The following is a 24,958-nucleotide window of genomic DNA, read 5'->3' as shown; positions in this document are numbered from 1 at the left end:
ACTTCCGGGTCAGGATTCGAGGTGAACCGGCACAACCAGGTCACCCACGATCAGCACCACGCCCATGACCAACATCGCCGACGCGACGACGTACGCCACCGGGAGCAGCTTCGCGGCGTCGACGTAGCCGGGGTCGGGGCGGCCGCGCAGCCGGGCGAGGCCGCGTCGGAGCGCCTCCCACAGCGCGCTGGCGATGTGACCGCCGTCGAGGGGCAGCAGCGGCACGAAGTTGAACATGCCGATGAAGAAGTTGAAGCCGGCGATCAGCATCAGCAGCGAGATGACCTTCTCCTGGACCTGGATCTCCTCGTGGGCCGCCGTCTCGCCCGCGAGCCGGCCACCGCCGACGATGCTGACCGGTCCGGTGGGGTCGCGCTCCTCGAGCCCGAAGATCGCCTGGCCGACGTCGAACACCTTCACCGGCAGGGTGCCCAGCGCCTTGACCACGTCGACGGTCATGCCGCCCATCTGCTCGAGCGTGTAGAACGGGCCGCCCGTGGTCGGGTGGGTCGACGGCCGGACGCCGAGGAAGCCGACCTCGACCGGATCCTCCGCGTCCTCGCTCAGGAACCGCGGCGTCACCGTGGTCTCGGTGACGATCGGGGGGAGGATCTCGCCGTCGCGCTCGATGACGATCTCGGCGCGGCCGTCACCGTTGTCGCGGATCAGCTGCTGGACCTGGTCCCAGCTCTCCGCCTCGACACCGTTGAAGGAGACGATCCGGTCGCCCTCCTCGAGGCCCGCCTCGAACGCCGGCGTCGGCTGCTCGCGGATCTCCTCCTCGGTGCAGACCCGCCCCGACTCTTCGGCCGGCACGACGCACGCCTGCACCTCGTCGATCTTGGTCGTCACGGTCTCGTCCGCCGGGTTGCCGTAGGTGGCGAAGACGGCGGCGAAGATGCCGAACGCGATGAGCAGGTTGACCGAGGGGCCGCCGGCCATGACGACGACCTTCTTCCACGACGACATCTTGTAGAAGAGGCGGTCGGAGTCCTCGGGCTTGACCAGCTCCCACTCCGCGGCCCGGGCGTCGGAGATGAGCTGGGTGAACATGCCGGTGTTGGACTTCCGCACCCGGGTGACCTGGTTGCCGTCCGCGTCGTAGCTGATGTCGTCGGCGAGCTCCGCGGCCTCGGGGGGCAGCATCCCGACGATCTTGACGTAGCCGCCGAGCGGGATCGCCTTGACGCCGTACTCGGTCTCCCCGATCTGCTTGCTCCACACGGTGGGACCGAAGCCGATGAAGTACTGGGTCACCTTCCCGCCGAACTTCTTCGCCGGGATCATGTGGCCGAGCTCGTGCAGCCCGATCGAGACCAGGATCGCGACCACGAAGACGAGCACCCCGAGGGTGTAGAGCAGAACGGCGGTCATCGCTGGTGCGGGGTCCTCAGGTCTGGTTGGTCGTGATGGTGCGGGCGGCGGCCTCGCGCGCCCAGGCGTCGGCGGCGAGCACGTCGTCGAGCGTGAGGTGCTCCCCCGAGGGTACGTCGTGGTCGGCAAGGACGGCGCCGATGACGTCGACGATGCCGGGGAACGGGAGCCTGCCCTCGTGGAAGGCGTCCACACACACCTCGTTGGCGGCGTTGTAGACCGCCGGCGCGGTGCCGCCGCGGCTCCCGGCCTCGCGTGCCAGCACGACGGCCGGGAAGGCGACGTCGTCGAGCGGCTCGAACCGCCAGTCCGCCGCCTTCGTCCAGTCGACCGGGGTCTCGGCGTCGGGAACGCGGTCCGGCCAGGCCATCCCGAGGGCGATCGGGACCAGCATGGTCGGGAGACCGATCTGCGCCACGACGGCGCCGTCGGTGAACTCGACCATCGAGTGGATGAGCTGCTGGGGGTGTACGACGACGTCGATCCGGTCGAACGGCACGTCGAAGAGCAGGTGCGCCTCGATCACCTCGAGGCCCTTGTTGACGAGGGTCGCCGAGTTGGTGGTGATCACCCGGCCCATCGCGAAGTTGGGGTGCGCGAGCGCCTGCTCCGGCGTGACACCGTCGAGCTCGGCCCGGGTGCGGCCGCGGAACGGGCCTCCACTGGCGGTGAGGACGAGGCGTCGTACCTCCTCGGCGCTGCCGCCACGGAGGCTCTGCGCGATCGCGCTGTGCTCGCTGTCGACGGGGACGATCTGGCCCGGCTGCGCCCGCTCCTTGACGAGCGGACCGCCGATGATGAGCGACTCCTTGTTGGCGAGCGCGAGCGTGCGGCCGGCGTCGAGGGCGGCCAGCGTGGGCCGGAGGCCGACCGCGCCGGTGATGCCGTTGAGTACGACGTCGCAGGGCAGCTGTGCCGCCTCGACGGATGCCTCCTCGCCCAGGCCTGAGAACACCTCCGGGTAGCGGGTCGCGACCTCCGCGACCTGCCGCTCGAACAGCTCGGGGTTGCTCCCACCGGCGGTCAGTCCGACGACCCGGAACCGGTCGGGGTTGGCCCGCACGATGTCGAGCGCCTGGGTGCCGATCGACCCGGTCGAACCGAGGATGACGACGTCTCTCACGACACCCATCCTTCCAGTCGCTCAGGTGGGAGCGTCGACCCGTGCCGGGGTGCGCGGGCGGCGGTGGTAGTCCGGCGTCTCACCGGGCGCCAGGTTGGCGCGGTAGACGCCGTCACGGAGCTCCAGGACGTAGCCCTCGAGCTCCGGCATCCCGACCTCGGCGGCGTAGGCCAGCTCGGACTCCCAGTCATAGGGCACGCGCACGAACGACACCGAGAAGGGCGCGTCCTCGCGACCGCCGAGAACGCCCTCCATCACGACGTAGACCGGCGTCGGATCACCCGTGCAGTTGCCGACGCCGCCCGTGTTGACGACCGTCCGCCGCCGGCGGTCGGTCTCGTAATAGGGGTCGTGCGTGTCGCCGTGACCTGGCAGCGCTCCCGGCACAGGTCGACCACCTCCCGACCGCGAGGACCCTTTCCGACGTAGTCGCCGAGGTTGTAGATGGTCGAGATCCCGCGCGCGTCGATGTCCGCGAGGACCGCTTCCAGCGCAGTGAGGTTGCCGTGGACGTCCGAGATGAGCGCGATCCGATCGAGGGTCACGGTGGGCGAATCTACCTCCGCCGTGAACTCAGTCCTCGAGGAGCGCGTCCGCTGCCGCGTACGGGTCGGACTCTCCGGCGATCACGGCGTGGGCGAGTCCGTCGAGCCGGTTGCCGGCGTCGACCGAGCCCCAGCGCTCGCGGAGCGCGGTCAGGGCGATCGCCTCGATCTCGTCGCGGGTACGACGGACCCGGCGCCGCTCGAGCTCACCGCTCTCCCGGGCCCACGCGCGGTGCTCGTCGATCGAGTCGACCACCTCCGCGGCTCCCTGACCCTCGGTGGCGACGGTCTTGATCACCGGCGGCCGCCAGGCGCCCTCGGGACGGTCGGCGAGCGAGATCATCGAGCGCAGGTCGCGGCGCACCTTGTCTGCGCCCTCACGGTCGGACTTGTTGATGGCGAAGACGTCGCCGATCTCGAGGATCCCGGCCTTGAACGCCTGGATGCCGTCGCCCATGCCGGGGGCGAGCAGCACGATGGTCGTGTCGGCGAGCCGCGCGATCTCGACCTCGCTCTGACCTACACCGACCGTCTCCACCAGGATCACGTCGTAGCCCGCGGCACCGAGCACCCGCAGCGCCTGCGGGGTCGCCCGCGAGACGCCGCCCAGGTGTCCCCGCGCGGCCATCGACCGGATGAAGACGCCGGGATCGGTCGCGTGCTCGGACATCCGGATCCGGTCGCCGAGGAGCGCGCCGCCGGAGAACGGGGACGACGGATCGACGGCGAGCACCCCCACCCGGAGGTCGCGGCGGCGCAGCTCGGTGACGAGTGCGCTGGTCGAGGTGGACTTGCCGACACCGGGAGAGCCGGTCAGGCCGACGATGTGGGGCCCGCCACGGGCACCGTCGGCGTACGGCGCCAGTGCGGCCATCACGTCCCGCAGGACCGGCGAGCCGTCCTCGACCTGCGAGATCAAACGGCCGATCGCCCGGGCCTCGCCTTCGCGGGCCCGGGCGACCAGCTCGTCAGGTGACTCAGCCCTGCGGGACACGCACGATCAGGGCGTCGCCCTGGCCGCCACCGCCACACAGCGCGGCGGCACCGACGCCGCCGCCGCGGCGCTGGAGCTCGAGCGCGAGGTGCAGGACCACGCGGGTGCCGGACATGCCGACCGGGTGGCCGAGCGCGATCGCGCCGCCGTTGACGTTGACCTTCTCGTCCGCGAGGCCGAGCTCGCGGGCCGAGGCGATCCCGACGGCGGCGAACGCCTCGTTGAACTCGACGAGGTCGAGGTCGGCGGCGGTAATGCCCTCTTTCTCGAGGGCCTTCGCGGTCGCGGCGGCCGGCTGCAGCTGCAGGCTGGAGTCGGGGCCGGCGACCTGGCCGTGCGCGCCGATCTCGGCCAGCCAGGTGAGCCCGAGCTCCTCGGCCTTGGCCTTGCTCATGACGACGACGGCGGCGGCGCCGTCGGAGATCTGCGAGGCGGAGCCGGCAGTGATGGTGCCGTCCTTGGCGACCGGGCGGAGACCGGCGAGCGACTCGACGGTCGTGTCGGCGCGGACGCCCTCGTCCTCGCTCACGACGACGTCGCCGCGGCGGGACTTGATGGTGACCGGCACGATCTCGTTGTCGAAGACGCCGTTCTTCTGCGCGGCCGCGGCCTTCTGGTGCGAGCCGGCGGCGAACGCGTCCTGCTCCTCGCGGGTGAAGTTGTCCTTCGTGGCGTTGCAGGAGTCGGTGAGGTTGATCATCGCCTGCTTGGTGAACTGGTCGTACAGCGCGTCGTAGGCCATCGAGTCGACGAGCGCGGTGTCGCCGTACTTGAAGCCCTGGCGCGAGTTCGGCAGCAGGTGGGGGGCGTTGGTCATCGACTCCATGCCACCGGCGACGACGACGTCGACCTCACCCGCGCGGACGAGCTGGTCGGCCAGCGCGATCGCGTTGAGGCCCGAGAGGCAGACCTTGTTGATGGTGATGGTCGGCACGCTCATCGGGATGCCCGCGCCCGTGCTGGCCCCGCGGGCGGGGTTCTGGCCGGCGCCGGCCTGGATGACCTGGCCCATGATCACGTAGTCGACCTGGTCGCCCGAGACCCCGGCCTTCTCGAGGGCGCCCTTGATGGCGATCGCGCCGAGTTCGGCCGCAGACAGCGACGTGAGACCGCCGAGCAGGCGGCCGATCGGGGTGCGGGCGCCGGCGACGATGACGCTGGGGTTGTCGGACATTCTTCCTCCGGTGACGACGAAATGGTGAACCTTGGTGACTGTACTCGCGGGCGCCGAGGCCCGGCGAGGGGTCTCAGTCGGCGCGGGGTGAGTCACTCGTCACAGCGCCAGATCGGCACAATGTCACCATGAGCCTGAGCGACGTGCAGCACCTCTTCACCGCCATCGACCATGTCGGCATCGCGGTGCCCGACCTCGACGAGGCGATCGCCTTCTACACCGAGAAGTACGGCATGACGGTGGCCCACGAGGAGACGAACGAGGAGCAGGGCGTCCGCGAGGCGATGGTCCGGGTCGGCGAGAGCGACTCGATGATCCAGCTGCTCGCCCCCCTGTCCGCCGACTCGACTATCGGCAAGTTCCTCGACCGCAGCGGCCCGGGCCTGCAGCAGCTCGCCTACCGCGTGGCCGACATCGACGCCGTCTGCGCCACGCTCCGCGAGCGCGGCCTGCGGCTGCTGTACGACGAGCCGAAGCGCGGTACGTCGAACAGCCGGGTCAACTTCATCCACCCCAAGGACGCCGGCGGGGTGCTGGTGGAGCTGGTCGAGCCCGCCGCAGAGGGTCACTGAGCCCAGACGAACCTGACCTGCTCCCCCGGCCGCAGCTGGGCGAGCCGGTCAGTGTCCGCGTCGACGACCACGGCCACCACCGGGTAGCCGCCGGTGACCGGGTGGTCGGGACCGAAGACGACCGGCTCGCCCCCGGACGGGACCTGGATAGCGCCCCGGACGGCACCCTCGCTCGGGAGCTGCCGTGCGGGATCGGCCAGGTCGAGCCGGCCGCCGGCGAGGCGCACGCCCACCCGGTCGGAGTCCGGCGCCACGGTCCAGGTGCTCGACGTGAGCAGGGCCGCGTCGCGCACCCAGTCGTCGCGCGGGCCGCGGACCACGCGCAGGACGGGGCGGTCGTCGTACTGCTGCGCCGGTACGGCGTCGACCCTCATCTCGTCGGCGACCTCGTCGCCGATCGGCAGCACGTCGCCGGCGGCGAGCGGCGCCGGCCCGAGCCCGGCGAGCGTGTCGCGGGAGCGGGAGCCCAGGACCGGCGCGACGTCGAGACCGCCGCGGACCGCGAGGTAGGAGCGGAGCCCGTTGGGAGGTACGCCGAGCGTGAGCCGGCTGCCGGGGCGCAGCACGAGCACCGCACCGGTGGGCTCGGGACGACCGTCGAGCAGCAGCGGGACCGGAGCGCCGGTGACCGCCAGCCAGATGGTCCCGTCGACGGCCTGGACCTCGAGCCCGCCCAGCACGACCTCGAGCGCAGCGGCGCCGGGAGCAGTGCCGACCAGCCGGTTCGCGAGCTCGTACGACGACCGGTCGGCCGCGCCGGATCGACCGATGCCGATCGCAGCCCGTCCCGGGCGCCCGGCGTCCTGGAAGAGGGCCATCCCCGCCTGGTGGATCAGGAGTCCGGTCATGCGCGGCTGAACCGGACGGTCGTGCCGGCGTCGAGGAGCGCGGGCGGGTCGCGGTCGAGGTCCCACATCGCGACGTCGGTGCGGCCGATCAGCTGCCACCCGCCCGGAGACTCGCGGGGATAGACGCCGCTGAACTCCCCCGCCAGGCCGACCGCTCCGGCCGGGACCTTCGTGCGTGGACTGTCGCGGCGCGGCACCTCGAGCCGCGAGTCGCCGCCGACCAGGTAGGCGAAGCCCGGCGCGAACCCACCGAACGCCACCCGCCAGGTGGTGCCCGTGTGCGCCGCGACCACCTCGTCCTCCCCGAGCCCCGTCAGCCGCGCGACCTCGGCCAGGTCCGGTCCGTCGTACGTCACGGGGATCTCGACGGTGGATAGTCCCTGACGTTTCTGTCGCGAATCCGCCCGATCGACGACAGAAAAGTCAGGGACTATCCCGATTTCGGCCCGCGAGCGCAGATCGGCGAGGGGTACGCCGGGGCGGGCGACGAGGAGGACCGAGCGGGCGCCGGGCACGACGTCCTCGACCAGCTCGGCGAGCGCACCGGTCCTGACGGCGTCAGTGAGATCGACCACCTGGGTGACGTCGTCGACCTCCACGAGGAGGGCGCGGTCGCCGTACGGCAGCAGGCGGGGGCCTCGTCGAACAGTCATGCGAACGCCGCGACCGTCACTCCGGCGTCGGACAGGGCAGCGCGTACGGCGGCGGCCAGTGCCGGGGCCCCGGGTGAGTCGCCGTGGACGCAGACGGAGCGCACGTCGCCGGCGTCGGCCAGCCGGACCGCCTGCGCAGCGGCTGCGGCGGGATCGGTGATGAGCGCGCCAGGCTCCGCACGGGGCACCAGCGAGCCGTCGGGCCGGTAGGCACGGTCGGCGAAGCCCTCGCCGACTGTGGGCAGCCCCGCCTCCTCCGCGACGGTGAGGAGCAGCGAGCCCGGCAGGCCGAGGACAGGGAGGCCGCCGTACGCCACGACCGCGGCCACGACCGCCCGTGCCTGGCCCTCGTGCCGGGTCACCGCGTGGTAGAGCGCGCCGTGGGGCTTGAGGTAGCCGACCCGGCCACCGGCCGCCCGCGCGATGCCGTCGAGCGCCCCGAGCTGGTAGAGCACGTCGGCCGCGAGCTCGTCGGACGCGACGTCGACGAACCGGCGGCCGAACCCGGCCAGGTCGCGGTAGCCGACCTGGGCGCCGATCACGACGCCGTGGCGTACGGCGCTCTCACAGGTACGGCGCAGCGTCAGCGGATCGCCCGCGTGGAACCCGCAGGCGACGTTCGCACTCGTCAGGTGCGGGAGCAGCGCCTCGTCGTCGCCGAGCTGCCAACGGCCGAACGATTCCCCCACGTCGGCGTTGAGGTCCAGCGTGGACGGGCGACCCTGATGCAACGTCACGCCCCTTATCGTGGCCCACGCGGCAGTGAGACGCCTGTCACGAACCACCCAACCCGCGATTACCCACGGGTAATCTTCGCGACGGCCGCGCCAACACTCGATGCCACCCCACGCACAGGAACCAGGGAGACAACGACCGTGCAGCACATCCTCGATGCCATCCTCGCGGACGAGACGTCCTCGGCGGACTTCGCCAACCTCGAGCTTCCGGAGTCCTACCGGGCCGTGACGGTCCACAAGGACGAGGTCGACATGTTCGAGGGCATGACCGCCAAGGAGAAGGACCCCCGCAAGTCGCTGCACCTCGACGACGTACCGCTCCCCGAGCTCGGCCCGGGTGAGGCGTTCGTGGCCGTCATGGCCTCGGCGATCAACTACAACACCGTGTGGACCTCGATCTTCGAGCCGGTCTCGACCTTCGGGTTCCTAGAGCGCTACGGCCGCGAGTCCGAGCTCGCCAAGCGTCACGACCTGCCCTACCACATCGTCGGCTCCGACCTCTCCGGCGTCGTGCTCAAGACCGGCCCCGGCGTCAACAAGTGGAAGCCCGGCGACCGCGTCGTCGCGCACTGCCTCTCTGTCGAGCTCGAGGCGCCCGACGGCCACAACGACGCGATGATGGACCCCTCGCAGCGGATCTGGGGTTTTGAGACCAACTTCGGCGGCCTCGCCGACGTCGCGATGGTCAAGGCCAACCAGCTGATGCCCAAGCCCGAGCACCTCACCTGGGAGGAGGCCGCCTCGCCGGGCCTGGTGAACTGCACGGCCTACCGCCAGCTGGTCTCCGCCAACGGCGGCAACATGAAGCAGGGCGACAACGTCCTCATCTGGGGCGCCTCCGGCGGCCTCGGCGGCTTCGCCACCCAGTACGCCCTCAACGGCGGCGCCAACCCGGTCTGCGTGGTCTCCAACGAGGAGAAGGCGCAGATCGTGCGCAACATGGGCGCCGACAAGGTCATCAACCGCTCCGAGATGGACTTCAAGTTCTGGAACGACGAGGGCACGCAGCAGAACCCGAAGGAGTGGCTGCGCCTGGGCAAGGCCATCCGCGAGCTCACCGGCGGCGAGGACATCGACATCGTCTTCGAGCACCCGGGCCGCGAGACCTTCGGCGCCAGCGTGTTCGTCACCCGCAAGGGCGGCACCATCACCACCTGCGCCTCCACGTCGGGCTACATGCACGAGTACGACAACCGCTACCTGTGGATGAACCTCAAGAGGATCATCTCCAGCCACTTCGCCAACTACCGCGAGTCGTGGGAGGCCAACCGCCTCATCGCGCAGGGCAAGATCCACCCCACCCTCTCCCGCGTCTACTCCCTCGACGACGTCGGCCAGGCCGCCCTCGACGTGCACCACAACCTCCACCAGGGCAAGGTCGGCGTCCTTGCCCTCGCCCCCGAGGAGGGCCTCGGCGTGCTGAACCACGAGCTCCGCGAGCAGCACCTCGACAAGATCAACCTGTTCCGCGGTATCTGACCCGACCGCGGGGTCCGAGCGACCCACCGTGATTCCTTCGTAAGACGGACGCGCGGTGGGTCGTTCGGCACTAGATTGCGCACGTGATCGACCGCTGGGCGGGTCTGGTCGGGCGCCACGCCCGGCTGGTCCTCGCTGTCGCGGTGCTGATCGTGGTCGCGGCCGCCGGCTACGGCGCCGGCGTGTTCGACGACCTGGGCCGTGGCGGGTTCGAGGATCCCGACGCCGAGGGCTACCGGGCCGTCGAGGCCGAGCAGGCGCTCTTCGGCAACCACGCGATCGACGTGGTGGCGATCTACTCCAGTGACGAGCTGACCGCCGACGAGCCGGAGTTCCGCGAGGCGGTCGAGGCCGTCGTGGCCGACCTCGACGTACCCGAGGTCGTCGGGACGGTGCCGTACTACGCCCTCCCGGACGGCTCCGGCCTGGTCACCCCCGACGGCGACGCCGCCCAGGTCCACATCTCCCTCGCCGGCGAGACGCTCAACGAGCGCCTCATCAATTACGACGAGATCGAGCCACTGCTCCACGCCGAGGGCCTGGAGACCCACCTGGCAGGGCTGTACCCCGCCCACGCCGACGTCAACGTCATCACCGAGGAGGACCTCAAGCGGGCCGAGCTGCTCTCGCTCCCCCTGGTCGTGCTGCTCGCACTCCTGATCTTCGGGAGCCTCACCGCGTCAGCGATGCCGGCCCTGCTCGGCATCGTCGCCCTGCTCACCTCGATCGCGGTGATGCGCGTGCTGACGCTCTTCACCGACGTCTCGATGTTCTCGATCAACGTCATCTCGCTGCTCGGCATCGGCCTCGCCGTCGACTACTCGCTCTTCGTCGTCAGCCGGTTCCGTGAGGAGCTCGCGCTGCTGCCGCCCGACGATCCTGCGTCGGCGCGCACGGCCGTCGCGCGCACGCTGGCGACTGCGGGCCGCACCGTGATGTTCTCCGGGCTCGTCGTAGCGGCCGCGATGTCGAGCCTGCTGGTCTTCCCCCAGGTGTTCCTCAAGAGCATGGGGTACGGCGGCATCGCGGCGGTCCTGATCGCGATGCTGGCCGCGATCACGGTGCTTCCCGCGATCCTGGTCCTGCTCGGGCGTCGGATCGACTCCGGCCGGCTCCCGTGGCGGAAGGGCTGGGACAAGCCCGCCCCCGCGGGGGACGACGGCCGCTGGGCCCGGCTCGCCCGTGGCGTGATGCGGCACCCGATCGCGGTGCTGACCGTGACCGGGGTCTTCCTCCTCCTCGTGGCGTCGCCGTTCCTCGGCGCCAAGTGGGGCGGGATCGACCACCGGATCCTCCCCGAGGACGCACCCTCGCGGATCGCCGCCGACGAGCTGCTGGAGTTCGGGCCGGAGAAGTCCGTGGCCACCGCGGTGCTGCAGGACCTCGACGCGGCGGCAGTGACGTCGTACGTCGCGGAGGCGAAGGGCGTCTCCGGCGTCGAGGACGCCGTCGTCCTCGGGGTGGAGGGCGACGCCGCCCTGGTCCGGGTCGTCTGGGAGGGCAACAGCCAGTCGGAGGCCTCGCAGGAGATCGTCAAGGAGCTCCGGGAGATCGACCCGGAAACCGGGTCGGCGCTCGTCGGCGGCGTCACCGCCGACACCGTCGACCTGATCGCCTCCGTGCACGGCCACCTGCCGCTCATGGGCGGGATCGTCATCGGGGTGATGCTGGTGCTGCTCTTCATCGCGTTCGGGTCGCTGGTGCTGCCGATCAAGGCCATCGTGATGAACGCGTTCTCGATCACCGCCTCCTTCGGCGTCGTCACCTGGATCTTCAACGACGGCCACCTGTCCGGCCTGCTCGGCTTCACGTCGCCCGGGTTCCTCGAGGCCACCAACCCGATCCTGATGCTGGCGATCCTGTTCGGCCTGTCGATGGACTACGAGGTGTTCCTCCTCTCCCGGGTGCGCGAGCGCTGGGACGCCACCGGCGACCACGAGCTGTCCGTCGCCAGCGGCGTCCAGTCGACCGGGCGGATCATCACCAGCGCCGCGCTGCTGCTCGGTGTGGTCATCGGCGCGTTCGCCACCGGCGACATCGTGCTCATGAAGATGCTCGGCGTCGGCATGGTGGTGGCGCTGATCGTGGACGCGACGATAGTCCGCGCGCTGATGGTGCCGGCGACGATGGCCCTCCTCGGCCGGCTCAACTGGTGGGCGCCGGGCCCGCTGCGGCGGTGGTGGGAACGCTACGGGTTCCGGGAAGGGGCCGCCCTGGCCCCCGCCGGTCCCCCGCTGGCCGCCGCGGCGATGCCACCTCCGCCGCCCTCGAGCCCGCCGCCACCTCCGGCCCACCTCCCCACCGGCACCGATCTCGGGCAACAGCTCCGCGCCACCGGGCCGCTATCACTGCGGGCCGCGGTCGAGGTCGTCTCGGCGATCGCCCGCGCGCTCGCGGACCAGCCGCCGCCGGGCGGCGCCCACGGCGAGATCCGCCCGGGCGCCGTCCTCCTGCTGCCGGAGGGCAGCGGACCCCGCGCGGTGCTGGTGCCGCCGACGCGGATCTTCGGCCCGGACCCGGCGTTCGCGCCACCCGAGCCGTACGCCGGGCCGACACCCGCCGCCGACGTCTACGCGCTCGGCTGCCTGCTGTGGACCGCCGCGACCGGCGGCGCGCCGTTCACCGGCGCCACCATCGAGGAGGTCCGGCAGGCCCACCTGAGGCAGCCGGTGCCCCAGCTCCCCGGCAGGGAACCGCTGACGCTGGCCGTGAACCGCCTGCTGCGGCTGGCGCTGAGCAAGGACCCGATGCGGCGCTACTCCGGCGCCGAGGCTCTCCATGCCGACCTGCAGGTCGCACTGGGGCTTCCTGACACCGCGCCGCCGACCTCAGTTCCCGTGGGTTGACCGAAACACGCGCGACACGTGGCGATTTGCGAGGGGCGGGGGTGGGGAAACCGGAGTGGATCAGGGATCATGGACCGGACCTCGTTCACCTCGACCGCAAAGGGAGCTTCCCCCGCATGAGCGACCAAGGTCTTTCGATCTTCGACAACGAGCCCGGCACTGCCCCGCCGGAATCCGAGCCGGGGACCCCCCAACCCGACAACGAGACGACCCAGGTGATGCCCGTGACCACGTCCGCCCCCACCCAGCCGGCACAGCCCGCTCGCCCTGCGAGCCCGAGGCCCGCACCCCCCAGCGCAGCGGCGGCTTCCACAGCCTCACTGCCGGTGGTCAGGCGCGGCGGCTACGACCAGGCGGCGGTCGACGCCCAGATCCGGCAGCTCGCCAGCGAGAAGTCCGCGCTGGGGGCGAGCCTGACCGAGTCGGAACAGCGCGTCATCGAGCTCGAGGCAGCCCTGAAGGCCGCCAAGGCCGAGCTCGCCGAGACGGACAACCCGTCCTACGCCGGCCTGGGCGGCCGGGCGAGTGCGATGCTGCGACTGGCCGAGGAGGAGGCCGAGGAGATCCGCGGGACCGCCGAGCGCGACGCCGCCGAGATCCGCGACCAGGCCTCCCGCGACGCGAAGGCGGTCCGCGCCGAGGCGGCCCGCGAGGCCGAGGACATGCGTGCGGTCCAGCTGCGCGAGCTCGAGGAGAACCGGACCCGGCTGCTGGCCGACGCCGAGCAGGAGCTCGCCCTGGCACGCAGCACCGCGACCGACGAGCTCGCGGCCGCGAAGCGCGAGGCCGACCAGCTCCGGCTGGCCGCGCAGCAGGAGGCCAGCGAGCAGCGCAGCGCCGTGCAGCGCGAGGTCGAGCAGGCCCGCGCAGCTGCCGACCGCGAGGTGCAGGAGGCCCGGCGGATGCTCGCGGTGGAGAAGGAGCGGCTCGCCCGCGAGGCGACCGACCACCACAACACCGCCGTCGGCGAGACCCGGCGCCTGGTCGAGGAGGCGGAGCAGCGCGCCGCCGCCGCCGAGCAGCGCGCCGCCGAGGCGTCCCGCCAGGCGGCCGAGAACCGCGCCGCCGCGCAGTCCGAGTCGGAGGCGCTGCTGAGCCGGGCCCGCCGCGAGGCCGAGCAGATCGTCGCGTCGGCGCGCACGCAGGCGGACTCGATCACCGCGAGCGGCGAGGCCGACGCACAGCGCCAGCTGGCCGCGACCAAGGCCGAGCTGGAGCGGGTCAGCAAGCGACGGGCCGCGATCACGGCGCAGCTGTCCTCGCTGGCCGACCTCGTCGCCGGGTTCGACGAGAACGACGCCGAGGACCAGAGTTGAGGGTCGGCCGGCGGCGGACGACCGCCCAGGAGGGCGACGCGTCCGCAGCCGGCCAGGGGGCGGCCGAGCAGACGCTCGTCGACGGCTCGGCCGCCGTCCCCATGCCGTACGGCGAGCCGGGCGCGCCGTTCGACCGGCGCTCGCCGTTCTACATGGGCTTCGTCGGCGGTCTCGGGCTGCTGGTGGCGTACTGGCTGTTCCAGGCGCTGATCGGCATCGGCTCGGTGCTGATGCTCGTCGTCATCGCGTTCTTCCTCGCCGCCGGGCTCAACCCGTCGGTCGAGTTCCTGGAGCGACGCGGGGTCCGGCGCTCGTTCGCGTGCGCCCTGGTGATCGTCGCGGCGGTCGGGGTACTCGCGCTGTTCATCGTCGCGATCGTGCCGGTGATCGCCGACCAGATCTCCGCACTGTCGGCGAACGCCCCGATCTGGCTGGATGAGCTCCAGGAGAACAAGAAGGTCCAGGAGCTCAACGAGGAGTACGAGATCGTCGACAAGGCCAAGGCCTTCGTCACCGACGGCGACTTCGTCTCCACCCTCTTCGGCGGCGCGCTCGGCTTCGGCCTCAAGATCATCTCCGCGCTGTTCAACGCGTTCATCATCCTGGTGCTGACGCTCTACTTCCTCGCCTCGCTCAACACGACCACCCACGCGATCTACCGCCTCGCCCCCGCGTCGCGCCGCGAGCGGGTCACGAAGCTCGGCGACAAGGTGATCCACAACATCGGCGGATACGTGTCCGGGGCGTTCGTGGTCGCCCTGTGCGCAGGCTTCTCGTCGCTGATCTTCCTCTGGTTCACCGAGGTGCGGGAGTACGCCGTGGCGCTGGCGTTCGTCGTCGCGGTGCTCGACGTCATCCCGATGATCGGCGCCACGATCGGCGCGGTCGTGGTCTGCGCGATCGCGTTCGCGACCGACGTCAAGAGCGGCATCGCGGCCGTGATCTTCTACGTGATCTACCAGCAGATCGAGAACTACGTGATCTACCCGCGGATCATGGGGCGCTCCGTCGACCTCCCTGGTGCGGTCATCGTGATCGCCGCTCTGGTCGGCGCCGCGCTGCTCGGTGTCGTCGGCGCGCTGCTGGCGATCCCGGCCGCGGCAGCGGTCCTGCTGATCATCCGGGAGGTCGTCGTCAAGCAGCAGGACCTGCGCTGAGGAACCGGCGGGTCGCAGCCCTGGTTGCCGGCGTGGTCGCGACCGCGTTGGGACTGGTCGGTGCGGCCCGCCCCACCATCTGGTACGACGAAGCGGTCACCCTGAGTCTGCTGAGGCGCCCGTTCGGCGACACCTGGACCGTGCTCCGCGAGGTCGACGCGGTGCACGGTCTCTACTACGTGGTCCTGCGTGCCTGGACCCTGGTGACGGGCGACTCGATCGAAGCGGTGCGGGCGTTCAGCGCGCTCGGCGTCGGCGTCACTGCCGCAGCGACCGTGCTGCTCGTGGCGCGACACCAGCGACTCCGGGTGGCGGCGGCCGCTGGCTTCCTCACCGGCGTGGCGCCCGGGCTGGCATGGACCGCGGTCGACGGTCGCAGCTATGCCTGGTCGGCCGCGTTCGCCGTACTGGCCACGCTGGCGCTGGACACCGCCTGCCGGCGGCGGCGTCGACGCTACTGGGTCCTCTACGGTGCGGTCTGCCTGGTGGCCTGCTGGTGGCACCTCTACCTGGTCCTGCTCGCGATCGCTCATGGCGTCGCGATCTTCGTCGGGCTGCCCCGGGCGCGCGTCGCCTGGGGCGTCACCACGGCCGCCACCGCGACCGGCCTCGCACCACTGGCCGTCGTCGCCTGGAGCCAGCGGAGCCAGGTCGCCTGGCTCCTCAACGTCGAGTTCACCTGGCACCGGATGCTGCTCAACGAGCTGACCAGCGGTCAGGCGGCCGATCCGCCTGGGATCCGGGCGGTCCTCCTCGTCGGGATGCTCGCGCTCGGCGCCTTCGGCGTCTACCACCTGTGGCGCGACGGACGCCGCTGGCTGCCCGCGGTGCTCGCCCTGTGGGGCGGGCTGCCGACGCTGGTCGCCATCGGGTGCGCACTTGCGGGGGGAGGCATGCACCCGCGTTACGTGACGTTCGCTGTGCCGGCCGTCGCCATCGCGGCCACCGTCGGCGGAGCGGCGTTGCCGAAGCGGACTCCGTTGGTCGCCGCGCTCGCCGCGGTCGTCGTGATCACCCCGTGCGTGCTCGCCCAGCGCCACCCCGACGCGAAGCCCGGCAACCTGCGCGACCTCTCCGCCGCAGCCGGCGAGGTCGATGCCGACGCGGTCTACTACACCGCCACCACCGCTCGCAGCATCGAGTTCGCCTACCCGGGTCCGCTCGAGGGCCTGCCGGACCTCTCCGCACCATCCGACACCGCGCCGGACCCGTTCTTCGCAGGCATCCGTGACCCCGCGACGATCGACGAGACCGACGTCGCCGGACTCGAGATCCTCGTCTACGGCACCCGGAAGGTGCCCGTCGCGACCCGTCTCGTCGAGCTCGGCTGCCATCGACGGCAGGTCTCCCGGGACGACTTCTTCCTGGTCCGGCTGTACACCTGTCCCGGGGTCTAGCGACTCAGCCCTGCGGCCCGATGAAGTACGAGAGCGCCGCGCGGATGCCGCTGCGGGCCCAGGGGTCGACGCCGGCGGCCACCATCTGCTTGCTCACGCCACCGCCGAGGTGGACGGTGCCGTCGGCGCACCCGGTCTCGTAGACCGTCACCCGGTCCGTGCTGCCGCTCACCCCGTCCTTCAGGACGACGAACTCGACCGGCTCGTAGTCGCAGTCCACGCGTTGGTCCGGCGCAGCCTGCTGGGCCTCGATCGCCGCCTCCGCAGCCGAGGGATCGACCTGGGCGGCGTACGACAGCCCGAACCTGCCGTCGTCGGTCCGGCGGTAGGCACACACCCACGCGTACGGCTCCGGCGACGGGTCCTCGACGTCGATCACCGAGGTTCCCGCGCGCGGGAACCATCGAAGGCTCGGCTCGCAGAGCGTGTCCTCGCTCGGTCGCGCGCTTCCCAGGATCTCCTCGCGCAGCCCGGCGTCGTCGCTGGCGACCGTGACCGGGACGCCGTCGACCTCGACCGTCTCCTGGACGTAGCCGTTGGCGTACTCCACGACGCCCGGCTCGACCGCAGCGCCCAGCCAGACGTACGGCTGGGTGGGCTCCTCCTGCGGAGAGTTCTCGATCCACGGGTACCGGGCGCAGACGTCGGTCATCGTGATCGGCCGGCCGACCCAGCCCCGTTCGCCGGGGCGGCTGAGGTGGCTCCCGTCCGGGCCGACGTACGCCTCGGGGAAGCAGGCGACGACCTCACTGCCCGACTCGGCTGGGGCGCCGCCGTACCCCCAGTCGGCGGGTATGTCGACCGCGATCCCCTGCCAGTACTCCGTGCGCCGGTCTCCGTCGACGGGCGGCGCGTCGTCCGCGGTCGGGTCGGTCACCACCGGAGGCTCCTTCGAATCGCGTGGCCCGCCCTGGGTCGCGACCGCCACTCCGCCGGCCACCAGGACCACCGCGGCAGCGGCAGCGACCGAGCCCCAACGGGTACGGCGCCGTCGCCCCACCTCGGTCCGCACGCGCGCCGCCACCGGCGCGGTCACGTCGGCCTCGGCCGCGTGCCGCTCCAGGCCGGTCCGCAGCACCTGCTCGATCTCCCGCTCGTCCATCACGACTCCCCTTCTCGCGAAGCCTCGAGCTCGCGGCGCAGTGCCGCGAGCGCCCGGTGGACGTGGGAGCGCACCGTGGGCTCGGTGACATCGAGGATCGCGGCGATCTCGCCGTACTCGAGGTCCTCGTAGAACCGCAGCACCACCGCGGCCCGCTGCTGGGTCGGCAGCCGCGTGCACATCCGCCAGACGGCGTCCTGCTGGGCGACCGTCTGCGCCGGGTCGGTGCCCGCGGTGTCGCGCACCTCGGCGACCGGCGACTCCCGGCGCCCGCTCCGCCGCCAGGCGGAGATGTGCGCGTTCACGATCATCCGCCGCACGTAGGCGTCAGGGTCGTCATGCCGGCTGACGCGTGCCCACTTCTCACAGGCGCTGACCAGCGCCGTCTGCACGGCGTCCTCGGCTGCCTGCTGCGACCCGGTCACCAGGTAGCCGAACCGCAGCAGCGCGGCGGCCCTCGCCTCGACCCATGCGTCGAAGCCGGGCTCAACGGCCGCGCTGGGCTCGGTCACCCCCACATCCATGCACGACTCACGCCGTCACAGAGGGATCTGTTGCACCTCGACCGCAGATTTCTCACCGAGCTTGACCCCGACCACGCCGACGAGGACCAGCAGCCCGCCCACCAGCTGGAGCGGACCGGGCAGCTCACCGAGCAGCGCCCAGGCCCACAGCACGCCGGCCACGACCTCGGAGAGGGCGACGAACGACGCGAGCCGCGAGCCGAGGAGCCGGGCGGCGGCGATGCCGGCGACGTAGGCGAAGGACGCCGTCACCAGGCCGAGGAGCACCAGCGGCACCCACCAGGCCACGTCGGCGCCGCCGTACGACACCGAGGTGCGCTCGGCGCGCATCGGCAGCAGGCCGACGGCGCCGAGCGCCCCGAGCACGAGTCCACCGACGACGAGGCCGCCGGCCGCCAGCGTGATCGGCGGCAGGCCGGTGGTGTCGTCGGCCGAGATGACGAAGTACGCCGCGGCGCCGACCATCGCGGCCAGCGCCCACGCGACGCCGCCCGCGTGCAGGCCGAAGCCGGCGAACACGTCGAGCACGAACAGCAGCCCCAGCCCGGCGACGGCGGCGCCGGCGATCGTCAGCCTGCCCGGGCGCTGGTGGTGCCGCAGCCACAGCCAGATCACGACCGCTGCGGGGGCGGTGTACTCGATCAGCAGCGCGGGGCCCACATCGAGGTGCTGGACCGCGGAGAAGTAGCAGAACTGGGCTCCGGCCACCGCGAGCAGCCCGTAGAGCACGACGGTCGGCAGGCTGCGCCACAGCAGGTCCCACCGGCCGCGGAGCGCGACCAGCCCGAACGGGAGCACGACGAGCGCGCCCAGGCCGATCCGGACCAGCACGACGGCGCCGGCGCTCCACCCGTGGTCGAGCAGCGGCGAGGCCAGCGCCCCGGACAGCGCGAACGTGACCGCAGACAGCAGCGCGACCGTGATCCCGGTCGCGGACCGGGGCGGGACCGCCACCGGTGCGTCATGAGTCATCGTCGCCATGACCAATGACACTACTGGCGCGTGCGGTAACGTGTCAATGTGGTTTTCGCCCATGACACCGCAATGGCACTCCAGGCGGCCGTGACGCTGGTCAACTCCGACCTCGAGCCGGTCTCCCTGACGACCTCCGACGAGCTCGACGAGTTCCTCTCGGACTTCGGCTACACCGGCCGCCACGACGGCGACCAGGCCGAGGTCGACTCCGTCCGGGCCATCCTGCCGGTGCTGCGCGAGCTGCTGACGAGCGACCGGGACCGGGCGGCCGTGCTGGTCAACGAGATGCTGTTCAAGGCCAAGGCTCTCCCCCAGCTCGCGCGCCACGACGGCTACGACTGGCACCTGCACGCGGTCGCGCCCGACCGCCCGCTCGCGGACCGGATCATCGTCGAGACCGCGATGGCGATGATCGACGTCATCCGGGCCGACGAGCTGTCCCGGCTCGGGGTCTGCGCCGACGACGACTGCGAGGGACTGGTCCTCGACCTGTCGCGCAACCGCTCCCGCCGGTTCTGCTCCACCGCGTGCGGCAACCGCAACGCCGTCGCGGCCTACCGCGCCCGCCAGGCGTCGGGCGCCTGACAACAGCACGCCGCCCCTCGCACCAGTGGTGCGAGGGGCGGCGTGACCGTCGTCAGTGGGCTAGCTGCGAGTGCAGAACCACACCTGGATCTGGCCATCGTCCGTGAGGTCCAGCTTGAACGAGGCCTGCCCCTTCTTCTTCGCCCGGGTCTTGAACCGGGTGCCGTTGCAGGGGATGTCGCGCCCGGCCTGGAGGGTCGTCCCGAACTTCCCCGTCCGCGACGTGCGGACCCGGGCGATCGTCGTCCAGTCGTGGCCGTTCGCCCTGGCGCGCTGGATCAGCACGATCTTGCGCCGGAACCGGTTCGCCTCGCCCTGAGCCACGAGCGTGTTGTCGTCCTTCGCGAACACGTTGTACCGGCCGAAGCCGGCGCGCTCGGACGTCACCTCCTCGGCCTGGACGGGGCCGACGGACATCCCGAGGGTGACGGCCGCGGCGGCGACGGTTGCCGCCAGAATCTTGAGCATGCGCATGTAGAGCCTTTCGTTCATCAAGACGTGGGGGGTGGACAGACCCTAACTACCCCCGGTGTCCCCGCCCCACACACGGCCTGTCGATCAGTCAGCCGTCGAGGAAACGCCGCACGATCTCCCCGAAGACCTCCGGCTTCTCCGAGTGCACCCAGTGGCCGGCACCCTTGACGGTGACCCGGCGGACGCGCGGGAAGTAGCGCTCCATCGCACCGGCGTAGTCATCGAGGACGTAGCGCGACTCCGAGCCGCCGACCCACAGCACCGGTCCGTCGTACGGCGACGCCCCGTCGAGTGCGGCGGCCGGCCAGCCGCCGACCTCGTCGATCTCGGCGCGGAGCAGCTCCAGGTTGGGCTGCCAGCGCCAGACGCCACCCTCGCGGCGCAGGTTCTGCAGCAGGAAGCCGCGGACCCCGTCGTCCGGCACCGCGTCGCGCAGCGCGGCGTCGGCCTGGCCGCGGCTGCTCAGCGTCGTCAGGTCGATGGCCAGCATCGCGTCGATGTAGCGCACGAACTCCGACGCATGCTCGTAGGCCACCGGCGCGACGTCGACCACGCACAGCCGCTCCACGAGCTCCGGGCGGCGCAGCGCCAGCGCCATCGCGGTCTTGCCGCCCATCGAGTGTCCGACGAGCACGACCGGGTCGTCGGCCGTGAGCAGCTCCGCCACCTGGTCGGCGGCCGCGAGGAAGTCGAACCGGTCGCTCCACGGCGACCGGCCGTGGTCGGGCATGTCGACCAGCAGCACCCGGTGGTCGGTCGCGAGCGCCTTGGCCTGCTGGGTCCAGTTCCGCCCCTGCCCGAACAGGCCGTGGCAGAAGACGACCCGGCTGCCGTGCTCGCCGTACGACGTCGTGTGGAGTGGCACGGCGTCAGTCTCTCAGGCGCCCGCGCCGGCGCGCCCGTCCCTCGATCAAGCGAGCGAGCCCGACGGCGATCCAGGTGCCGATCCGGGCGGCCGGGCGCATGCAGAGATGCTCGGCGGCGGCATGCAACCCCGCTCGCAGACGCGACGTTCTCCATACTGAACGCGAGAGAAGGAGGTCGGCGTGGCTCGGGATGACGCTGAGTACGTCGAGTTCGTCGAGGCCGTGCAGGACCGGCTCCGGAGAACGGCGTACCTGATGACCGGCGACTGGACGCTGGCCGCCGATCTCACCCAGGAGGCGCTGATCAAGGTCTACGTCGCATGGCCGAAGCTCGAGCGCAAGGGCGGCCTGGCGTCGTACGCCCGTCGAACAGTGGTGTCGGCCGCGATCGACCACCACCGCAAGCGGGCCCGCCGCCCCGAGGTGCTCGTCTACCACCACACCGACCACGCCGTCGGTGAAGGCGACGGCGCCGGCGACCGGGCCGACCGCGCCCTGGTCGTGCAGGCGCTGCGCAAGGTTCCCGAGCGCCAGCGCGCGTGCATCGTGCTGCGGTACTTCGAGGACCTCTCGGTCGCCGAGACCGCAAGCATCCTGAAGTGCTCAGAAGGCAACGTGAAGAGTCAGACGTCGCACGGGATCGCCGCGCTCAAGCGCGAGCTCGCCGCCCTCGGAATGCCGAGCCTGACCCTTCCGATGGGAGCCTGAGATGAACGACCTCAACCAGCTCCTCCACGACGCGGCCGGGTCCGGCGACGACCACCGTCTCGACCCGCGGGACCTCCTCACCGCCGGCAAGCGCAAGGTCCGCAACCGTCGGCTCGCCCTCGCAGGCGGCGCGGTGGCCGCCGTCGTCGCGGCGGCCGCGCTCGTCACCGGGCTGCCGTCCGACGACGACCGCCAGGACGTGGTCGACGACCCGGACCAGCGCAGCTCGTCGTACGAAGAGGTCCGGATCCCCGTCGACGAGGTCGAGCGCCGCTGCAGCGTCGTTCTCAACGGCGAGGGCGAGAGCACCCGGTGGGTCGGCGGCGTCGACGAGGACGGCACCGCCGTGTCGGCGGCGACCACCGGTCAGCGGATCGAGAACCGCGAGGGTCACATCGCTGAGCTCCTGCCGGCCGGCACGAAGGGCGTCTCCTACTTTCCGCCCCCGCGGCGGAGGGAAGGGTGGTCCGGATCGGCGCTCCCCGACGCAGACGAGATCGGCGGGCTCTGCCTGATCCCGCAGGCGGACCTTCTCGACGGGGTCGAGAACGCTCAGGCCGCACCGCTGCCACCGGCGGACGACCACGCAGCCGTCGCCGACCTCTGCGCCCACCGCGCCGCCTACGACGTCGGCGGCTGGCAGGTGGTCGCAACAGCGGAGACGACCGACTACCTGTTCGCGATGCTGAGGTCGGACAACGGGTACTACGCGGCGTGCATGCTCGAGGCGGACGGTGGCGCCCTCCTGGACCTGGAGGGCCTGCGTCACCCCGCTGAACCCCGAACGGCTCCTGACCGGCGGTATCCCCCCTATGTCGGCGAGTGCGCCGACCAGGCCAACGGCGACGGGGTCTGCGTCGTGTACGGCGCGGATCTGGCCGATGGCTTCCGAGTCGACCTGGTGGGAGGCGAGCGCGTGCTGGCGACCTCGATTCCCACGAACGGGGCATACCTGGTCGCCGCGGAGATCTCCAACAGCGCCGAGGTCGCGATCCGGATCACGTCGCCTGACGGCGACGTCCTCGAAGAGGTCTACCTGGCCTCGCACGGGGCGCTCTAGGCGGTCCGATCAAGGGGCCGAAACTCAGGGGCGAAACTGCCGACATATGGGAGGCAAGCCCACGAACTCGGGCGGGATGAGTCAAGATGGGACGTGAAACTCCTTTTGCCGACCCTGGGGAGAAGTCTTGCGATCCGCTCTGTCCATCCGCGCCGCGCTCGTCCTGGCCACCGCAGTGCTGCTCGGCGGCACCCTGCTCGCCGTACCGTCCGGGCCGACACACGCCCTCCCACCCGAGGACACGGCTCGTGCGGCCGGCTGCCGGGCGCCGAACTGCTGGACCGCGATCTCGTTCAACACCAAGACCGGCTACTCCGGCTGGACGACGCCGGAACGCGGTCGGAGCACCAAGGCAGCAGCGATGAGGGCGGCGCTCGAGAAGTGCCGCAGCCGTCCCGTGAACGCCCGGGCCAGGAGCTCCTGCCTCCGCCCGTCCGTGCGCGAGGTGTACCGGCGCAACGGCTGTGTCGCGGTCTTCTTCCGGCGTCGTGACGGTCGGATCGTCGAGTGGGCCAGGGGCAAGGCCGACACCGAGACTCCCGCCAAGCGGCAAGCACGGCGGGCCGTCAACGACGGACCGGGTGAGATCGTCTTCTCGCGGCTCGCCTGCGGCCTGCGCCGCTTCTAGGTCCACGGGGACCGCGGATGGGACTCACGAACCTCCTCCGTTCGCTGCTGTCCCTCGGCGGTGTCGCGGTGCTCGCCTGCACCCTCCTGGCTCCCGTGTCGTCTGCATCCGCGCATCCGGCGTCGGTCGCGGCTGCGCCGGCCGTCGAGCGGACGACCGGCAGCGAGGGCGACGTCGGTTGCAACTGGCGGCGCAAGCGCTGCTACGGCGCGATCTCGCTGAACACCCGCACCGGACAGACCGGATTCGCGAACGACAAGCGGACGGCGGCGCGGGCGCAGCGGATCGCCCTCCGGAAGTGCAGGAGGCGCTCGGAAGCCACGACCGGCTTCCCGGGGCAGTGCAAGCCCGCTTACGTCGCCAGGAACAAGTGCCTCGCCGTGGCCATCAGGGTCAACGACGACGTCATCGTCGAGTGGGCTCCGGGCCGGCACTACGACCAGGCGACGGCCATCACCAACGCCCTCGCCAAGGTCCGTGGGCCCGGTGACGAGTACTTCCAGCGGGCGGTCTGCACCACGCGCACCCGCTGACCTGACGGGTACGACGTAGCGGCCCCCACCCGTCCGGATGGGGGCCGCTTCGTCGTACTGCGCCTGGGTGTCCAGGCTCACTGGTAGTCGTGGAAGCCCTTGCCGGTCTTGCGACCGAGGGCACCCTCGGCGACCTTCTGCTCGAGCAGCGCGGCCGGCGCGAACCCGGGCTCCTTGAACTCGGCGAAGAGCTCCTGCTGGATCGCGAGCGAGACGTCGTTGCCGACGACGTCGAGCAGCTGGAACGGCCCCATCGGGAAGCCGGCCTGCTCCTTGATCGCGGCGTCGATCTCGTCCATCGAGGCGGCGCCCGACTCGAGCAGCGTGACCGCGTCGTTGAGATAGGGGAACAGCAGGCAGTTCACGATGAAGCCGGAGCGGTCGCCGCACGAGACCGCGACCTTGCCGACGTTGGCGCAGAGCGCGAGCACCGTCTCGTTGACGTCGGCACCGGTGTCGGCGGTGGTGACGACCTCGACCAGCTTCATGATCGTGGCGGGGTTGAAGAAGTGCATGCCGATGACCGACTCCGGTCGCGACGTCGCCTCGCCCAGCTTGGTGATCGGCATCGACGAGGTGGTCGTCGCGAGGATCGCACCCGGCTTGCAGATCCGGTCGAGGTCCTTGTAGAGCTCGGTCTTGATCGCGAGGTCCTCGGCGATCGCCTCGACGACGATGTCGACGTCGCCCAGCGCCTCGCGCTCGGTCGAGCCGGTCAGCCGGTCGAGCACGTCGGACTTCGTGTCCTCGTCGATCTTGCCCTTCTCGACGAGCTTGGCGAGGCCCTTGTCGATGAAGGAGACGACCCCGGCGATCTTGTCCTCGCCACGCCCCACGAACACGACGTCGTAGCCGGCCTGCGCGAAGGCCTGGACGATGCCTGAGGCCATCGTGCCGGTGCCGACGACGCCGACCTTGCGGATCTCCCGCTTGAGCTCCGGCGCGGCGGCCTCGGCGCCGGCGGCCTCCTCGGCGAAGGTGCGGCCCTCGGTCGCCAGCTTCTCCAGAAGCTCGGCAGGCTCGTGCAGGTGGTCGCCGGTCTCGGCGAACCGCGCCGCGAGCTGGTCGCGCACGGTGGCGGCGCCGAGCTCGTCGATCACGGTCAGCGGGCCCTGGGGATAGCCGCAGCCGAACTTCATCGCGGCGTCGATGTCGGGGCTGGAGGCGTACGACGCCTCGTACATGCGCACCGCGTGGTTCAGGTACGGCAGCACCAGGGTGCTGAAGATCTGCTCGTTGGTCAGCGTCATGGAAGGAAGTGTCGCAAAACGCGGCCCCTTCTGTACCC

The 24,958-nt window shown here is 71.4% G+C and carries 25 protein-coding genes and 1 pseudogene; 11 read left to right on the top strand and 15 right to left on the bottom strand.

Going from position 1 to position 24,958, the window contains the following annotated elements; translation table 11 throughout:
• Positions 1-9: 9 nt before the first annotated feature.
• The 6 genes and pseudogenes from D0Z08_RS11910 to D0Z08_RS11890 all read right to left on the bottom strand — a co-directional run bounded on the left by D0Z08_RS11910 (position 10) and on the right by D0Z08_RS11890 (position 5,210).
• Entirely contained in the window at positions 10-1,374 is a 1,365-nt protein-coding gene (locus D0Z08_RS11910) for a M50 family metallopeptidase (protein WP_118925458.1), read from the bottom strand.
• Between the two features lie 16 nt (positions 1,375-1,390).
• Positions 1,391-2,497, bottom strand: coding sequence for a 1-deoxy-D-xylulose-5-phosphate reductoisomerase (gene dxr / locus D0Z08_RS11905; RefSeq protein WP_425454053.1), 1,107 nt, complete (start codon positions 2,495-2,497; stop codon positions 1,391-1,393).
• A gap of 21 nt (positions 2,498-2,518) precedes the next feature.
• Positions 2,519-2,884: a hypothetical protein gene (locus D0Z08_RS11900; protein ID WP_245993911.1), complete on the bottom strand. Its 366-nt coding sequence runs from the start codon at positions 2,882-2,884 to the stop codon at positions 2,519-2,521.
• A 50-nt stretch (positions 2,885-2,934) separates the two neighbouring features.
• Positions 2,935-3,042, bottom strand: a pseudogene (locus tag D0Z08_RS32960) (metallophosphoesterase family protein); the annotation flags it as partial.
• Positions 3,043-3,070: 28 nt separating this feature from the next.
• Complete coding sequence (gene meaB / locus D0Z08_RS11895; RefSeq protein WP_118925456.1) at positions 3,071-4,036, bottom strand: methylmalonyl Co-A mutase-associated GTPase MeaB; 966 nt, start codon at positions 4,034-4,036, stop codon at positions 3,071-3,073.
• Positions 4,020-5,210, bottom strand: coding sequence for an acetyl-CoA C-acetyltransferase (locus tag D0Z08_RS11890; protein ID WP_118925455.1), 1,191 nt, complete (start codon positions 5,208-5,210; stop codon positions 4,020-4,022). Before D0Z08_RS11890 ends, meaB begins: the two co-directional genes overlap by 17 nt.
• A gap of 128 nt (positions 5,211-5,338) precedes the next feature.
• Here D0Z08_RS11890 and mce point away from each other — a divergent pair, with 128 nt between their 5' ends.
• A complete protein-coding gene (gene mce / locus D0Z08_RS11885) occupies positions 5,339-5,782 on the top strand; it encodes a methylmalonyl-CoA epimerase (RefSeq protein ID WP_118925454.1) in 444 nt (147 codons plus the stop codon).
• On the opposite strand, the gene D0Z08_RS11880 is transcribed toward mce, so the two are convergent.
• From D0Z08_RS11880 to D0Z08_RS11870, 3 genes are read right to left on the bottom strand one after another with little or no spacing between them, the layout of a single operon-like run.
• Entirely contained in the window at positions 5,776-6,630 is an 855-nt protein-coding gene (locus D0Z08_RS11880; protein WP_118925453.1) for a 5-oxoprolinase subunit C family protein, read from the bottom strand. The genes mce and D0Z08_RS11880 overlap by 7 nt on opposite strands.
• Positions 6,627-7,283 (bottom strand): 5-oxoprolinase subunit B family protein, encoded by a 657-nt coding sequence (locus D0Z08_RS11875; RefSeq protein ID WP_118925452.1) that lies wholly within the window; start codon positions 7,281-7,283, stop codon positions 6,627-6,629. The genes D0Z08_RS11880 and D0Z08_RS11875 overlap by 4 nt, the downstream gene beginning before the upstream one ends.
• On the bottom strand, positions 7,280-8,014 hold the full coding sequence (locus D0Z08_RS11870; RefSeq protein WP_182481280.1) for a LamB/YcsF family protein: 735 nt from the start codon (positions 8,012-8,014) through the stop codon (positions 7,280-7,282). Before D0Z08_RS11870 ends, D0Z08_RS11875 begins: the two co-directional genes overlap by 4 nt.
• Before the next feature lie 144 nt (positions 8,015-8,158).
• On the opposite strand from D0Z08_RS11870, the gene ccrA reads away from it, so the two are divergent.
• From ccrA to D0Z08_RS11845, 5 genes are all read left to right on the top strand, one after another.
• Positions 8,159-9,499, top strand: coding sequence for a crotonyl-CoA carboxylase/reductase (gene ccrA, locus D0Z08_RS11865; protein ID WP_118925451.1), 1,341 nt, complete (start codon positions 8,159-8,161; stop codon positions 9,497-9,499).
• 83 nt (positions 9,500-9,582) lie between these two features.
• On the top strand, positions 9,583-12,345 hold the full coding sequence (locus tag D0Z08_RS11860) for an efflux RND transporter permease subunit (RefSeq protein WP_118925450.1): 2,763 nt from the start codon (positions 9,583-9,585) through the stop codon (positions 12,343-12,345).
• 326 nt (positions 12,346-12,671) lie between these two features.
• A complete protein-coding gene (locus D0Z08_RS11855; protein WP_245993895.1) occupies positions 12,672-13,661 on the top strand; it encodes a coiled-coil domain-containing protein in 990 nt (329 codons plus the stop codon).
• Positions 13,658-14,818: an AI-2E family transporter gene (locus D0Z08_RS11850; protein ID WP_245993894.1), complete on the top strand. Its 1,161-nt coding sequence runs from the start codon at positions 13,658-13,660 to the stop codon at positions 14,816-14,818. Before D0Z08_RS11855 ends, D0Z08_RS11850 begins: the two co-directional genes overlap by 4 nt.
• Positions 14,819-14,850: 32 nt before the next feature.
• Positions 14,851-16,215 (top strand): glycosyltransferase family 39 protein, encoded by a 1,365-nt coding sequence (locus D0Z08_RS11845; protein ID WP_118925448.1) that lies wholly within the window; start codon positions 14,851-14,853, stop codon positions 16,213-16,215.
• A gap of 4 nt (positions 16,216-16,219) precedes the next feature.
• On the opposite strand, the gene D0Z08_RS11840 is transcribed toward D0Z08_RS11845, so the two are convergent.
• From D0Z08_RS11840 to D0Z08_RS11830, 3 genes are read right to left on the bottom strand one after another with little or no spacing between them, the layout of a single operon-like run.
• Positions 16,220-17,317 carry a hypothetical protein gene (locus D0Z08_RS11840; RefSeq protein ID WP_118925447.1) on the bottom strand — a complete coding sequence of 366 codons (1,098 nt, stop codon included), beginning with the start codon at positions 17,315-17,317 and terminating at the stop codon, positions 16,220-16,222.
• Positions 17,317-17,829, bottom strand: a complete 513-nt coding sequence (locus tag D0Z08_RS11835) for a SigE family RNA polymerase sigma factor (RefSeq protein WP_245993893.1) — start codon at positions 17,827-17,829, stop codon at positions 17,317-17,319. The genes D0Z08_RS11840 and D0Z08_RS11835 overlap by 1 nt, the downstream gene beginning before the upstream one ends.
• 27 nt (positions 17,830-17,856) lie before the next feature.
• Positions 17,857-18,822: an EamA family transporter gene (locus D0Z08_RS11830; RefSeq protein ID WP_118925445.1), complete on the bottom strand. Its 966-nt coding sequence runs from the start codon at positions 18,820-18,822 to the stop codon at positions 17,857-17,859.
• A 39-nt stretch (positions 18,823-18,861) separates the two neighbouring features.
• Here D0Z08_RS11830 and D0Z08_RS11825 point away from each other — a divergent pair, with 39 nt between their 5' ends.
• On the top strand, positions 18,862-19,401 hold the full coding sequence (locus tag D0Z08_RS11825; RefSeq protein ID WP_118925444.1) for a CGNR zinc finger domain-containing protein: 540 nt from the start codon (positions 18,862-18,864) through the stop codon (positions 19,399-19,401).
• 60 nt (positions 19,402-19,461) lie between these two features.
• Here D0Z08_RS11825 and D0Z08_RS11820 read toward each other — a convergent pair whose 3' ends face one another.
• Both D0Z08_RS11820 and D0Z08_RS11815 read right to left on the bottom strand, forming a co-directional pair.
• Positions 19,462-19,869, bottom strand: a complete 408-nt coding sequence (locus D0Z08_RS11820; RefSeq protein ID WP_147381414.1) for a hypothetical protein — start codon at positions 19,867-19,869, stop codon at positions 19,462-19,464.
• A gap of 94 nt (positions 19,870-19,963) precedes the next feature.
• Positions 19,964-20,740 carry an alpha/beta fold hydrolase gene (locus D0Z08_RS11815; protein WP_118925442.1) on the bottom strand — a complete coding sequence of 259 codons (777 nt, stop codon included), beginning with the start codon at positions 20,738-20,740 and terminating at the stop codon, positions 19,964-19,966.
• A 181-nt stretch (positions 20,741-20,921) separates the two neighbouring features.
• On the opposite strand from D0Z08_RS11815, the gene D0Z08_RS11810 reads away from it, so the two are divergent.
• From D0Z08_RS11810 to D0Z08_RS11795, 4 genes are all read left to right on the top strand, one after another.
• Complete coding sequence (locus D0Z08_RS11810) at positions 20,922-21,449, top strand: SigE family RNA polymerase sigma factor (RefSeq protein ID WP_118925441.1); 528 nt, start codon at positions 20,922-20,924, stop codon at positions 21,447-21,449.
• A 1-nt stretch (position 21,450) separates the two neighbouring features.
• A complete protein-coding gene (locus D0Z08_RS11805) occupies positions 21,451-22,509 on the top strand; it encodes a hypothetical protein (protein ID WP_118925440.1) in 1,059 nt (352 codons plus the stop codon).
• A gap of 127 nt (positions 22,510-22,636) precedes the next feature.
• On the top strand, positions 22,637-23,137 hold the full coding sequence (locus tag D0Z08_RS11800; RefSeq protein ID WP_118925439.1) for a DUF4189 domain-containing protein: 501 nt from the start codon (positions 22,637-22,639) through the stop codon (positions 23,135-23,137).
• A 17-nt stretch (positions 23,138-23,154) separates the two neighbouring features.
• The gene (locus tag D0Z08_RS11795; RefSeq protein ID WP_118925438.1) at positions 23,155-23,670 is read left to right on the top strand and encodes a DUF4189 domain-containing protein; all 516 of its coding nucleotides are present in this window, start codon (positions 23,155-23,157) and stop codon (positions 23,668-23,670) included.
• A 77-nt stretch (positions 23,671-23,747) separates the two neighbouring features.
• Here D0Z08_RS11795 and D0Z08_RS11790 read toward each other — a convergent pair whose 3' ends face one another.
• Positions 23,748-24,920, bottom strand: a complete 1,173-nt coding sequence (locus tag D0Z08_RS11790; RefSeq protein ID WP_118925437.1) for a 3-hydroxyacyl-CoA dehydrogenase family protein — start codon at positions 24,918-24,920, stop codon at positions 23,748-23,750.
• Positions 24,921-24,958 lie beyond the last annotated feature (38 nt).

Origin of the sequence: Nocardioides immobilis (genome assembly GCF_003515065.1) — a bacterium.
Classification (GTDB): domain Bacteria; phylum Actinomycetota; class Actinomycetes; order Propionibacteriales; family Nocardioidaceae; genus Nocardioides; species Nocardioides immobilis.
The sequence above is the reverse complement of the archived record's forward strand: the minus strand, read 5'-3'. Positions and strand labels throughout refer to the sequence as shown.